Raw genomic sequence first — 12,785 nt, 5'->3', positions numbered from 1 at the left:
ATAATTCCCGTTGCAGGAAAGCGGCAAACTCTTGCTTTTGTGTCTTCTCCTGCGATGATAGAAACAGATTTGAACTTACGGGCAACCTCTACATGAAAAACGTCTTCCGAACGCTTGTCGTTCTTGTCACTCTGTTTAGCCTGACCGGCTGTGGACTGAAGGGACCACTGTACTTCCCGCCAGAGGATAAAAACGCACCACCGCCGACAAAACCGGTGCAAAGTGGTATCGAGTCATCTACGCCGGATACCAACGATCGCGGCAATAACGGCGGCCCGACTCAGGTCAATCTCTGACAATTACGTTCTGTACCCGCGCAATGGAGCAAATGATGCAGTTCTCTAAAATGCATGGCCTTGGCAACGACTTTATGGTCGTCGACGCGGTAACGCAGAATGTCTTTTTCTCCCCGGAACTGATCCGTCGTCTGGCGGATCGACACGTGGGCGTGGGGTTTGACCAGCTGCTGGTGGTGGAGCCGCCTTACGATCCTGACCTGGACTTTCACTATCGCATTTTTAACGCCGACGGCAGCGAAGTTTCCCAGTGCGGCAACGGCGCGCGCTGTTTTGCCCGCTTTGTTCGGCTGAAAGGGCTGACCAACAAGCGCGATATCCGCGTCAGCACCGCCAATGGCCGGATGGTGCTCAGCGTCACCGACGACGAACTGGTGCGCGTGAACATGGGAGAGCCGAACTTCGAACCCTCTGCCGTGCCGTTTCGCGCCAACAAAGCGGAAAAGACCTATATCATGCGTGCCGCCGAGCAGACAGTATTGTGCGGCGTCGTCTCAATGGGTAACCCGCACTGCGTGATTCAGGTGGATGATGTGCAAACCGCGGCGGTTGAAACGCTCGGCCCGGTGCTGGAAAGCCACGAGCGCTTCCCGGAGCGGGCGAACATCGGTTTCATGCAAGTGGTGAAGCGTGAACATATTCGCCTGCGGGTTTACGAGCGCGGCGCGGGCGAAACCCAGGCCTGCGGAAGCGGTGCCTGTGCGGCGGTGGCCGTCGGTATCTCACAGGGGTTACTGGCAGAAGAGGTTCGCGTGGAATTACCAGGCGGTCGGCTTGATATCGCCTGGAAAGGAGCGGGTCATCCACTGTACATGACTGGCCCGGCGACACATGTTTATGACGGGTTTATCCATCTATGAAGCAACCAGGGGAAGAACTGCGGGAACCTGTAACAGAGCTGGACGACAGCACTGTTGTGGATTATCTGCTGCACAATCCTGAGTTTTTTATCCGCAATGCACGCGTCGTCGAACGGATGCGCGTGCCGCATCCGGTTCGCGAGACCGTGTCGCTGGTTGAATGGCACATGGCGCGCTCGCGCAACCACATCAATCAGCTCGAAGAGAACATGACGCTGCTGATGGAGCAGGCCAGCAATAACGAAAGCCTGTTCTACCGTCTTCTGCACCTTCAGGCGCGTCTGGCTTCCGCACACAGTCTCGAAGAGTTCCTCAACCGCTTCCACCGCTGGGCGCGCGAGCTGGGGCTGGCAGGCGCGACGATCCGTCTCTTCCCTGACCGCTGGCGCATTGGCGCGCCGTCCGGATTTACCCATCTGGCGCTGAGCCGTCAGGCGTTTGAGCCGCTGCGCATTCAGCGTCTGGGCCATGAGCACCATTATCTGGGGCCGCTCAACGGGCCAGAACTGCTGGTGGTGCTGCCGGAAGCCAAAGCTATCGGCTCGGTGGCGATGTCGCTGATGGGGCGCGATGGTGACCTGGGCGTGATGTTATTTACCAGCCGCGACGCGCATCACTATGAACAGGGGCAGGGTACGCAACTGTTGCAGGAGATCGCCCTGATGTTGCCTGAGTTGCTGGAGCGCTGGATTGAGCGCGTATGACGGACGGACTGCTCGCCACTGACGTCACCCGCTTTCTGCGCTATCTGGGCGTAGAACGCCAGCTCAGCCCTATTACGCTGCTCAACTATCAGCGTCAGCTTGATGCCATCATGCAGATTGCCGATGAAATCGGCCTGAAAAGCTGGCAACAATGTGACGCCGCCACGGTACGCGGGTTCGTCGTGCGTAGCCGTAAAAAAAACTTAAGCCCGGCGAGCCTGGCGCTCCGACTCTCTGCCCTGCGCAGTTTCTTCGACTGGCTGGTCAGTCAGGGCGGTCTGAAAGCCAACCCGGCGAAAGGGATCGCCACGCCGAAAGCCCCGCGTCATCTGCCGAAAAATATCGACGTCGACGACGTAAACCGCCTGCTAGATATCGATCTTAACGATCCGCTGGCCGTTCGCGACCGCGCAATGCTGGAGGTGATGTACGGCGCGGGCCTGCGTCTCTCTGAGCTGGTGAACCTCGACTTGAAGCACCTCGATCTGGAATCCGGCGAGGTGTGGGTGATGGGCAAGGGCAGCAAAGAGCGCCGCCTGCCGATCGGCCGCAATGCGGTCTCCTGGATTGAGCACTGGCTGGACCTTCGTGGGCTGTTTGGCGCCGACGAAGATGCGCTGTTCCTGTCGAAACTCGGCAAGCGGATCTCGGCGCGTAACGTGCAGAAGCGCTTTGCGGAGTGGGGCATTAAGCAGGGGCTGAACAGCCACGTTCACCCCCACAAGCTGCGCCACTCCTTTGCGACGCACATGCTGGAATCAAGCGGCGACCTGCGTGGGGTACAGGAGCTGCTTGGTCACGCGAATCTGTCGACCACCCAAATCTATACCCACTTAGACTTCCAACACCTTGCCTCGGTGTATGACGCGGCGCATCCACGCGCCAAACGGGGGAAATAATGCGTTTTTACCGCCCACTTGGTCAGATCTCAGCCCTGACGTTTGATCTTGATGACACCCTTTACGACAATCGTCCGGTGATCCTGCGTACCGAGCAGGAGTCGCTGGCGTTTGTGCAGAACTACCATCCTGCGCTGAAAACAATGCAGAACAAAGATTTCCAGAAGCTGCGTCAGTCCCTGCGGGAAACCGAGCCGGAAATTTATCATGACGTGACCGAATGGCGCCGCCGTGCGGTTGAGCAGGCGATGCTCAATGCCGGCCTGAGCGCGCAGGACGCGGCCACGGGTGCCGAAGCGGCCATGGAAAACTTCGCCAAATGGCGCAGTCGCATCGACGTGCCGCAGGAGACCCACGACACGCTGGCGAAGCTCGCCGAAAAGTGGCCGCTGGTGGCCATCACCAACGGCAACGCTCAGCCTGAACTGTTTGGTCTGGGGAACTATTTTCAGTTCGTGCTGCGCGCGGGCCCGCACGGACGCTCGAAGCCGTTCAACGATATGTATCATCTGGCAGCGGAAAAACTGGATTTGCCGCTCGGTGAGATCCTGCACGTGGGCGACGACCTGACCACGGACGTCGCCGGGGCGATCCGCTACGGCATGCAGGCCTGCTGGATCAAGCCGGAAAATGCCGATCTGATGACTACCCCGGATAGCCGTCTTCTGCCGCACGTGGAAATTTCACGGTTGGCATCCCTCACGACGCTGATATAATCATCAATTGTTCTGTATAAATTAACAGGGTTTTGGCGAATGGAAACATTTGCCTGCCCGCCATGACGTGACGGTGCCAATGGACGTTTCTTACCTGCTCGACAGCCTTAATGATAAACAGCGTGACGCGGTTGCCGCCTCGCGTACAAACCTGCTGGTACTGGCTGGAGCGGGCAGTGGTAAGACGCGCGTGCTGGTTCACCGTATCGCCTGGCTACAGAGCGTGGAGAACTGTTCGCCGTACTCGATTATGGCCGTGACGTTCACCAACAAGGCGGCGGCGGAGATGCGCCACCGTATCGCACAGCTGATGGGCACCAGCCAGGGCGGCATGTGGGTTGGCACCTTCCACGGCCTGGCGCACCGTCTGCTGCGCGCGCACCATATGGACGCTAACCTGCCGCAGGATTTCCAGATCCTCGACAGCGAAGATCAGCTGCGCCTGCTGAAACGCCTGATCAAGGCGATGAATCTCGACGAGAAGCAGTGGCCGCCGCGTCAGGCGATGTGGTACATCAACGGTCAAAAAGACGAAGGGCTGCGTCCGCATCATATTCAGAGCTTCGGTAACCCGGTCGAGCAGACCTGGCAGAACGTCTACAAGGCCTATCAGGAAGCGTGCGATCGCGCCGGTCTGGTGGATTTCGCCGAACTGCTGCTGCGTGCCCACGAGCTGTGGCTGAACAAACCGCATATCCTGCAACACTACCGTGAACGCTTTACCAACATCCTCGTGGACGAATTCCAGGATACCAACAACATCCAGTACGCCTGGATCCGCCTGCTGGCCGGGGATACCGGCAAGGTGATGATCGTAGGCGATGACGACCAGTCTATCTACGGCTGGCGCGGCGCGCAGGTGGAGAACATCCAGCGCTTCCTCAACGATTTCCCCGGCGCGCAAACCATCCGTCTGGAACAGAACTACCGTTCTACCAGCAACATTCTGAGCGCGGCCAACGCCCTGATTGAGAACAACAACGGGCGCCTGGGTAAAAAGCTGTGGACCGATGGCGTCGACGGCGAACCGATTTCGATTTACTGCGCCTTCAACGAGCTCGACGAAGCCCGCTTCGTGGTGAACCGCATTAAAACCTGGCAGGAGAACGGCGGCGCGCTGGAGCAGTGTGCCATTCTCTATCGCAGCAACGCCCAGTCGCGCGTGCTGGAAGAGGCGCTATTGCAGGTGAGCATGCCGTACCGCATTTATGGCGGTATGCGCTTCTTCGAACGTCAGGAGATCAAAGATGCGCTCTCGTACTTGCGTCTGATTGCCAACCGTAACGACGATGCGGCATTTGAGCGCGTGGTGAACACGCCGACGCGCGGCATCGGCGATCGTACGCTGGACGTGGTGCGTCAGGCCTCGCGCGATCGTCAGCTCACGTTGTGGCAGGCATGCCGCGAGCTGTTACAGGAAAAAGCCCTCGCCGGGCGCGCCGCCAGCGCATTGCAACGCTTTCTGGAGTTAATCGACGCACTGGCGCAGGAAACGGCCGACATGCCGCTGCACGTCCAGACCGACCGGGTGATCAAAGATTCCGGCTTGCGCACCATGTACGAGCAGGAAAAAGGCGAGAAGGGCCAGACCCGTATTGAGAACTTAGAGGAACTGGTGACGGCCACGCGCCAGTTCAGCTACAACGAAGAAGACGAAGACCTGATGCCGTTGCAGGCATTCCTCTCTCACGCCGCGCTGGAGGCGGGTGAAGGGCAGGCCGATACCTGGCAGGATGCGGTTCAGCTGATGACCCTGCACTCCGCGAAAGGTCTGGAGTTCCCGCAGGTGTTCATCGTCGGGATGGAAGAGGGGATGTTCCCGAGCCAGATGTCGCTGGATGAAGGCGGGCGTCTGGAAGAGGAGCGTCGTCTGGCCTACGTGGGCGTGACCCGTGCGATGCAGAAACTGACTCTGACCTACGCGGAAACCCGCCGCCTGTACGGAAAAGAGGTGTATCACCGTCCGTCGCGCTTTATCGGCGAGCTGCCGGAAGAGTGCGTGGAAGAGGTGCGCCTGCGCGCCAGCATCAGCCGTCCGGTCAGCCATCAGCGTATGGGCTCGCCGATCTCTGAAACCGACACCGGTTACAAGCTGGGCCAGCGCGTGCGTCACTCGAAGTTTGGCGAAGGCACCATCGTCAACCTGGAAGGCAGCGGCGAGCACAGCCGTTTGCAGGTAGCGTTCCAGGGGCAGGGGATCAAATGGCTGGTGGCAGCCTATGCCAAGCTGGAAAGTGTGTAACTTTCAGAAAAATATCACTATTTTGTAATAATCTGCTAGCCTTATACGTTGAAGGTCAATTAATGCCCTTCAGCGTTCCGTTGCGTGTTGACGCCACAGTTATTGCTGGCGTAACATGCGCGCACGATTACGCTAAGAGGACATTCGCCTTGGACACACCCAGTAGATGCTGGCTCAATTCCCTGTCATCCAGGAACAACTCCTAAGGCTATCTCCTCTTGCTGATGGCCTTAGTGGTTGTCAGCGACTGCATCACTCCCGTCGCGCTGAGTCAGGCTGTTTAATGGTCTGAAACCCAATTTGTTTCTGTGTGCCCACCGAACTGTCCGATATTTTTTGCATTGGGAGTCCCGGTCATGTTGAGCGCATTTCAACTCGAAAATAACCGACTGACTCGGCTTGAAGCCGAAGAGTCACAGCCCCTCATTGATGCCGTATGGGTGGATCTGGTCGAGCCGGACGACGATGAGCGCCTTCGCGTACAATCTGAACTGGGGCAAAGCCTGGCGACACGCCCGGAACTGGAAGACATCGAAGCCTCCGCTCGTTTTTTTGAAGACGAAGACGGCCTGCACATTCACTCCTTCTTCTTCTTCGAAGATGCCGAAGACCACGCGGGGAACTCCACTGTGGCGTTCACCATTCGCGATGGCCGCCTGTTCACCCTGCGCGAGCGCGAACTGCCTGCGTTTCGTCTCTACCGTATGCGCGCCCGCAGCCAGGCGATGATGGACGGTAACGCCTATGAGCTGCTGCTGGATCTGTTCGAAACCAAAATCGAACAGCTGGCGGATGAAATCGAAAACATCTACAGCGACCTGGAAAAGCTGAGCCGCGTGATCATGGAAGGCCATCAGGGTGATGAGTACGACGAAGCGTTGTCCACGCTGGCAGAGCTGGAAGATATCGGCTGGAAGGTGCGTTTGTGTCTGATGGATACCCAGCGCGCGCTGAACTTCCTGGTGCGCAAGGCGCGTCTGCCGGGCGGTCAGTTGGAGCAGGCGCGTGAGATCTTACGCGATATCGAATCCCTGCTGCCGCACAACGAATCCCTGTTCCAGAAGGTCAACTTCCTGATGCAGGCGGCGATGGGCTTTATCAACATCGAGCAGAACCGCATCATCAAGATCTTCTCGGTGGTGTCCGTGGTGTTCCTGCCGCCGACGCTGGTGGCGTCCAGCTACGGGATGAACTTCGAGTTTATGCCGGAGCTGAAGTGGAGCTTTGGCTACCCGGGGGCGATTATCTTTATGATCCTCGCCGGGCTGGCGCCGTATCTGTACTTTAAGCGGAAGAACTGGCTGTAAAAATCTGGCGGGTGGCGCTGCGCTTACCCGCCCTACGATCGAATTCCCTCTCCCTGTGGGAGAGGGTTAGGGTGAGGGCAACATCACAGCCCTTTGCGCACCCTGCGCTGGGTATAAATCGCATCCGCAACAAAGATGGCCAGCGCCACCCAGATAAAGGCGAACGTCACCATCTTATCCGCACCCGGCACCTCGCCGTAAAACACCACCGCCAGCAGGAACATCAGCGTCGGGCCAATGTACTGGAAGAAGCCCAACGTGGAGAGGCGCAGACGCGTTGCCGCGCCGGTGAAGCACAGCAGGGGTATCGTCGTGACCACGCCCGCGGCCATCAGCATCAGGTTCAGCGACCATGGGTTGCTGCCCATGTGGCTGGTGGCGCTGTCGGCAATACCGAACAGGTAGATCGCGGCGACAGGCAGCAGCCACAGGGTTTCAAATAGCATTCCCGTCTGCGCTTCCACGGCAATTTTTTTACGCACCAGGCCGTAGAAGGCAAAGCTGAACGCCAGCCCCAGGGCGATAACCGGCAGTGAGCCGAAGGTCCACAGCTGTACCAGCACGCCGCAGAAGGCCAGAATCACCGCCACCCACTGCATCCGGCGAAAGCGCTCACCAAGGAAAATCATCCCCAGCAAAATATTGACCAGCGGGTTAATAAAGTAGCCCAGGCTGGCTTCGAGCATGTGATGGTTATTCACCGCCCAGATAAACAGCAGCCAGTTTCCGCCAATCAGCACCGCAGAGAGAGCGAGCAGGAAGACCTTCTTCGGGGTTTTCAGCAGCGTTTTGACGCCTGACCACTGACGGCTGATACTCATCAGCGCAATCATGAAGAAAAAGGACCAGATGACGCGGTGAGTGAGGATCTCGTCCGCCGGGACATAGGCGATAAGTTTGAAGTACGCCGGTGCGATACCCCAAATAAAATAAGCGGCAAGGGCGAGTAAAACGCCCTGCCGCGTCTGTTTAGCATCCATCGGGAAAATCCGTTACAAAAAAGTGAAGTAATTTTACCCGAATTTGCCGTCTCAACCCACCATATAAGTGGCGGTTGCGCTGGCGATATAAACCTGCTCCTCGTTATGCAGCTCAACGCGGGCGACGGCAACTTTATTCCCGGCGCGCAGCAGGCTGCTGGTGCAGGTGAAGCGGTTTCCGCGTCCCGGACGCAGGTAGTCGACGCGTAAATCGATGGTGCCCATGCGCGACAGGCGCTGGCGTAATTCATCTTCGTTGATGGTGTCGTGGCGCGTCAGCGTGCTGCCCACGCACACCAGACCGGCCGCCACGTCCAGCGCGGAGGCAATTACCCCGCCGTGCAAAATGCTTTGCGCCCAGTTACCGACCATCATTGGCTGATTATTGAAACTCAGCTGAGCGAAGTCTTTTTCGTATCGCTCCAGCTCAAGACCCAGTGCACGGTTGAACGGCATGTGGTACACAAAAATCTCGCCCACGAGCTTTAAGGTTTCTTCGGCGGTGAGTGTGGCTGACATCTGACGTGGCATCCTTGTTGTTAACAAAATGTTGATTTTATGCTTCAGGATAAAGGAATGCCACTTTAAGAAACGAGGAAGCGGAAGTTATCGCAGAAGTCTGTAGAATGCCCGGACAAAACTATTCATTAAATGTCACCATTTCAGGAGAACACCACCGATGCGGACGTATCTGGGTTGGTTACTGGCGGCGGTTGCGCTGCCCCTCACAGCATATGCGCAGGAAGCGACAATCAAAGAGGTGCATGATAAACCTGCCGTTAAGGGCAGCATCATCGCCAATATGCTTCAGGAGCATGACAATCCGTTCACGCTGTACCCGTATGACACAAACTACGTGATCTACACCCAGACCAGCGATCTCAACAAAGAGGCGATAAGCTCCTATAACTGGTCTGATAATGCGCGTAAAGATGAGGTGAAGTTCCAGCTCAGCCTCGCCTTCCCGTTCTGGCGCGGCATCCTGGGGCCGAACTCGGTACTTGGCGCGTCCTACACGCAGAAGTCATGGTGGCAGCTCTCCAACAGCGGGGAATCATCACCGTTCCGCGAAACCAACTATGAACCGCAGCTGTTCCTCGGTTTCGCCACCGATTATGAGTTTGCAGGCTGGACGCTGCGAGACGTGGAGGTGGGCTATAACCACGATTCCAACGGTCGTTCCGACCCAACCTCACGCAGCTGGAACCGCATCTATACGCGTCTGATGGCGCAGAACGGCAATTTCATGGTGGAAGTGAAGCCGTGGTACGTAGTAGGCAGCACCGATGACAACCCGGATATCACCAAATATATGGGCTACTATCAGCTTAAGGTGGGCTATCAGCTGGGTGACGCGGTGCTGAGCGCCAAAGGTCAGTACAACTGGAACACCGGCTACGGCGGCGCTGAGCTGGGCCTGAGCTACCCGGTAACGAAACACGTTCGTCTCTATACTCAGGTGTATAGCGGGTACGGCGAATCGCTGATCGACTACAACTTCAACCAGACCCGCGTCGGTGTGGGCGTCATGCTGAACGATATTTTCTAAGCTGCTCGAATGTTTTTGCGTTAAACGTTGAAGTTTCTCTCTCAGGCGCTGAAAATAGCGCCTGTTTCATTTCTGGCATATGGGGTTAACGTGGCGCAGGCGGAAGTATTGAATCAGGAATCGCTGGCTAAACAGGTTTTGCATGAAACCTTTGGCTACCAGCAGTTCCGTCCTGGCCAGGAAACCATCATTGAAACCGTTCTGGAAGGCCGCGATTGCCTGGTGGTCATGCCGACCGGCGGCGGTAAATCGCTCTGCTATCAGGTGCCCGCGCTGGTGCTTAATGGCCTGACGGTTGTGGTATCACCCCTTATTTCCCTGATGAAAGACCAGGTCGACCAGCTACTCGCCAACGGCGTGGCGGCGGCCTGTCTTAACTCAACGCAAACTCGCGAGCAGCAGCAAGAGGTGATGGCCGGGTGCCGCACCGGACAGGTTCGCCTGCTGTATATCGCGCCAGAGCGCCTGATGCTGGACAACTTCCTCGACCACCTGGCGCACTGGAACCCGGTGCTGCTGGCGGTGGATGAAGCGCACTGTATCTCCCAGTGGGGGCACGATTTCCGCCCGGAATACGCCGCCCTCGGCCAGCTTCGTCAGCGCTTCCCCGAGCTGCCGTTTATGGCGCTTACCGCCACGGCGGACGACACCACACGTCAGGACATCGTTCGCCTGCTGGGACTGAACGACCCGTATATTCAGGTCAGCAGCTTCGACCGCCCGAACATCCGCTATATGCTGATGGAAAAGTTCAAGCCGCTGGATCAGCTCCTGCGCTACGTGCAGGAGCAGCGCGGCAAGTCCGGCATCATCTACTGCAACAGCCGCGCAAAGGTGGAAGACACCGCTGCGCGTCTGCAAAATCGCGGCTTTAGCGCGGCGGCATACCATGCCGGGTTAGAGAACCACATCCGCGCCGATGTGCAGGAAAAATTCCAGCGCGACGACCTGCAAATCGTGGTCGCAACGGTGGCGTTCGGGATGGGGATCAACAAGCCCAACGTGCGCTTTGTGGTGCATTTCGACATTCCGCGCAATATCGAATCCTACTATCAGGAAACCGGCCGCGCCGGGCGTGATGGTCTGCCTGCGGAAGCGATGCTGTTTTACGACCCGGCGGATATGGCGTGGCTGCGCCGCTGTCTGGAAGAGAAACCGCAGGGGCAGTTGCAGGATATCGAACGCCACAAGCTTAACGCGATGGGGGCCTTCGCCGAAGCGCAAACCTGCCGCCGTCTGGTGCTGCTCAACTACTTTGGTGAAGGGCGTCAGGCACCGTGCGGCAACTGCGATATCTGCCTCGACCCGCCGAAGCAGTACGATGGCCTGATGGACGCGCGCAAAGCGCTCTCGACTATCGGACGCGTGAACCAGCGCTTCGGGATGGGCTACGTCGTTGAAGTGCTGCGCGGGGCTAACAACCAGCGTATCCGCGATATGGGTCACGACAAGCTGCCGGTTTATGGCATCGGGAAAGACCAGAGCCACGAGCACTGGGTGAGTATCATCCGCCAGCTGATTCATCTCGGCTTTGCCACGCAGAACATTGCCCAGCACTCTGCGCTTCAACTGACCGAAGCGGCGCGACCGGTCCTGCGTGGCGAGGTTGAACTGAAGCTCGCCGTTCCGCGCGTCGTCGCCCTGAAGCCGCGCGTGATGCAAAAATCCTACGGCGGTAACTACGACCGCAAGCTGTTCGCCAAGCTGCGTAAGCTGCGTAAAGCTATTGCCGATGAAGAGAACATCCCGCCATACGTGGTGTTCAACGACGCGACGCTGATCGAGATGGCCGAGCAAATGCCGCTCAGCGCCAGCGAGATGCTCAGCGTCAACGGCGTCGGCACGCGCAAGCTGGAGCGCTTCGGTAAAGAGTTTATGGCGCTCATCCGTTCCCACGCTGATGGTGATGATGAGGAGTAGTCAGCCGGGCGAAAAAGTGCCAGGATGGTGACTCACTGTATTATTTCCCCGCGAGCTAATTATGTTAATGCTATTTCTCACCGTGGCGTTAGTGCACATCGTTGCGCTGATGAGCCCAGGCCCTGATTTTTTCTTCGTGTCGCAAACGGCCGTCAGCCGCTCCCGCAAAGAGGCGATGATGGGTGTGCTCGGTATTACCATGGGCGTCATGGTCTGGGCGGCGGTTGCGCTGCTCGGTCTGAACCTGATCCTGGCGAAAATGGCGTGGCTGCATAACATCATTATGGTTGGCGGCGGTCTGTACCTGTGCTGGATGGGCTACCAGATGCTGCGCGGAGCGCTGAAGAAAGAAGAGAGCAAGCCGGAAGAGCCAAAGGTTGAGCTGGCAACGGGCGGCCGTAGCTTTGTGAAAGGGCTACTGACCAACCTGGCGAACCCGAAAGCAATTATTTACTTCGGCTCGGTATTCTCGCTGTTTGTGGGGGATAACGTCGGCGCGGGCGCGCGCTGGGGGATCTTCCTGCTGATCGTTGTGGAAACGTTCGCCTGGTTTACCGTTGTGGCAAGCCTGTTTGCCTTACCGGCGATGCGTCGCGGCTACCAGCGCATCGCGAAGTGGATCGACGGCTTCGCCGGCGCGTTGTTCGCCGGCTTCGGCATTCATCTCATCATTTCTCGCTAAGCATGACGCGCTGACGCAAGCAGCGCGCCAACCAGCATAAACAGCGAACCAAAAACTTTGTTCAGGGCCTTCATCTGCTTAGGCCCTTTGATCCACGCCGCAATTCGCTGCGCCAGCGTCGCGTAACCAATCATCACAATGATATCGACAATAATGGTGGTTGCGCCCAGCACCACGTACTGCATCACCTGTGGCTGATGCGGCACGATAAACTGCGGGAACAGGGCGGCGAGGAACACGATGCTTTTCGGGTTGGTCAGGTTAACGAACACCGCGCGTTTAAACAGGTGGCCGCGTGTTTGCGTCCGGGAGAGCGTATGCAGATCAATCGAGCCTGCGGCGCGCCACTGCTGAATACCCAGCCAGATAAGATACGCTGCGCCAGCCCATTTCAGCACCTCGAAGGCCAGCACCGAACGGGAGAACAGCGTGCCCAGACCAATCCCCACCAGCACAATATGAATGCCAAGCCCGGTCTGTAAACCGGCGATTGACGCCACCGCGCCGCGATAGCCGTGATTAATGGAGGTGGTCATGGTGTTGATTGCGCCCGAGCCAGGTGAAAGGCTGAGGATGATGGATGTCAGCAGGTAGGCGAACCACCACTCGAAGGTCATTTGAAACTCCCGG

14 protein-coding genes are annotated in these 12,785 nt (G+C 57.8%); 11 read left to right on the top strand and 3 right to left on the bottom strand.

Going from position 1 to position 12,785, the window contains the following annotated elements; all coding sequences use genetic code 11:
• Positions 1 to 92 precede the first annotated feature (92 nt).
• The 8 genes from lptM to corA all read left to right on the top strand — a co-directional run bounded on the left by lptM (position 93) and on the right by corA (position 7,024).
• Positions 93 to 296, top strand: coding sequence for an LPS translocon maturation chaperone LptM (lptM, locus tag CU081_RS02675; protein ID WP_003860815.1), 204 nt, complete (start codon positions 93 to 95; stop codon positions 294 to 296).
• A 35-nt stretch (positions 297 to 331) separates the two neighbouring features.
• The gene (gene dapF, locus CU081_RS02670) at positions 332 to 1,156 is read left to right on the top strand and encodes a diaminopimelate epimerase (protein WP_022646661.1); all 825 of its coding nucleotides are present in this window, start codon (positions 332 to 334) and stop codon (positions 1,154 to 1,156) included.
• Complete coding sequence (locus CU081_RS02665) at positions 1,153 to 1,860, top strand: DUF484 domain-containing protein (protein ID WP_003860814.1); 708 nt, start codon at positions 1,153 to 1,155, stop codon at positions 1,858 to 1,860. Before dapF ends, CU081_RS02665 begins: the two co-directional genes overlap by 4 nt.
• A complete protein-coding gene (gene xerC, locus CU081_RS02660; protein ID WP_022650173.1) occupies positions 1,857 to 2,759 on the top strand; it encodes a tyrosine recombinase XerC in 903 nt (300 codons plus the stop codon). The genes CU081_RS02665 and xerC overlap by 4 nt, the downstream gene beginning before the upstream one ends.
• Positions 2,759 to 3,475: a 5-amino-6-(5-phospho-D-ribitylamino)uracil phosphatase YigB gene (yigB, locus tag CU081_RS02655; RefSeq protein ID WP_022650174.1), complete on the top strand. Its 717-nt coding sequence runs from the start codon at positions 2,759 to 2,761 to the stop codon at positions 3,473 to 3,475. Before xerC ends, yigB begins: the two co-directional genes overlap by 1 nt.
• 79 nt (positions 3,476 to 3,554) lie before the next feature.
• Positions 3,555 to 5,717, top strand: a complete 2,163-nt coding sequence (gene uvrD, locus CU081_RS02650; RefSeq protein ID WP_017383586.1) for a DNA helicase II — start codon at positions 3,555 to 3,557, stop codon at positions 5,715 to 5,717.
• Positions 5,678 to 5,923 (top strand): YsgD/CorL family protein, encoded by a 246-nt coding sequence (ysgD, locus tag CU081_RS26810; protein WP_080332498.1) that lies wholly within the window; start codon positions 5,678 to 5,680, stop codon positions 5,921 to 5,923. Before uvrD ends, ysgD begins: the two co-directional genes overlap by 40 nt.
• A 150-nt stretch (positions 5,924 to 6,073) precedes the next feature.
• The gene (gene corA, locus CU081_RS02640) at positions 6,074 to 7,024 is read left to right on the top strand and encodes a magnesium/cobalt transporter CorA (protein WP_003860807.1); all 951 of its coding nucleotides are present in this window, start codon (positions 6,074 to 6,076) and stop codon (positions 7,022 to 7,024) included.
• Between the two features lie 83 nt (positions 7,025 to 7,107).
• On the opposite strand, the gene rarD is transcribed toward corA, so the two are convergent.
• On the bottom strand, positions 7,108 to 8,004 hold the full coding sequence (gene rarD / locus CU081_RS02635) for an EamA family transporter RarD (RefSeq protein ID WP_017694744.1): 897 nt from the start codon (positions 8,002 to 8,004) through the stop codon (positions 7,108 to 7,110).
• Positions 8,005 to 8,055: 51 nt separating this feature from the next.
• Positions 8,056 to 8,523, bottom strand: coding sequence for an acyl-CoA thioesterase YigI (gene yigI, locus CU081_RS02630; protein WP_006812366.1), 468 nt, complete (start codon positions 8,521 to 8,523; stop codon positions 8,056 to 8,058).
• A 160-nt stretch (positions 8,524 to 8,683) separates the two neighbouring features.
• Here yigI and pldA point away from each other — a divergent pair, with 160 nt between their 5' ends.
• The 3 genes from pldA to rhtC all read left to right on the top strand — a co-directional run bounded on the left by pldA (position 8,684) and on the right by rhtC (position 12,155).
• Complete coding sequence (pldA, locus tag CU081_RS02625) at positions 8,684 to 9,553, top strand: phospholipase A (RefSeq protein WP_003860803.1); 870 nt, start codon at positions 8,684 to 8,686, stop codon at positions 9,551 to 9,553.
• Between the two features lie 90 nt (positions 9,554 to 9,643).
• Entirely contained in the window at positions 9,644 to 11,473 is a 1,830-nt protein-coding gene (gene recQ / locus CU081_RS02620) for an ATP-dependent DNA helicase RecQ (RefSeq protein ID WP_003860800.1), read from the top strand.
• A gap of 61 nt (positions 11,474 to 11,534) precedes the next feature.
• Positions 11,535 to 12,155: a threonine export protein RhtC gene (gene rhtC, locus CU081_RS02615; protein ID WP_022650176.1), complete on the top strand. Its 621-nt coding sequence runs from the start codon at positions 11,535 to 11,537 to the stop codon at positions 12,153 to 12,155.
• On the opposite strand, the gene rhtB is transcribed toward rhtC, so the two are convergent.
• The gene (rhtB, locus tag CU081_RS02610; RefSeq protein WP_003860798.1) at positions 12,152 to 12,772 is read right to left on the bottom strand and encodes a homoserine/homoserine lactone efflux protein; all 621 of its coding nucleotides are present in this window, start codon (positions 12,770 to 12,772) and stop codon (positions 12,152 to 12,154) included. The two genes, rhtC and rhtB, sit on opposite strands and share 4 nt — an antisense overlap.
• Positions 12,773 to 12,785: the final 13 nt, after the last annotated feature.

This window comes from Enterobacter sp. CRENT-193 (assembly GCF_002787395.1).
GTDB classification, from domain to species: Bacteria; Pseudomonadota; Gammaproteobacteria; order Enterobacterales; family Enterobacteriaceae; genus Enterobacter; species Enterobacter hormaechei_C.
The sequence above is the reverse complement of the archived record's forward strand: the minus strand, read 5'-3'. Positions and strand labels throughout refer to the sequence as shown.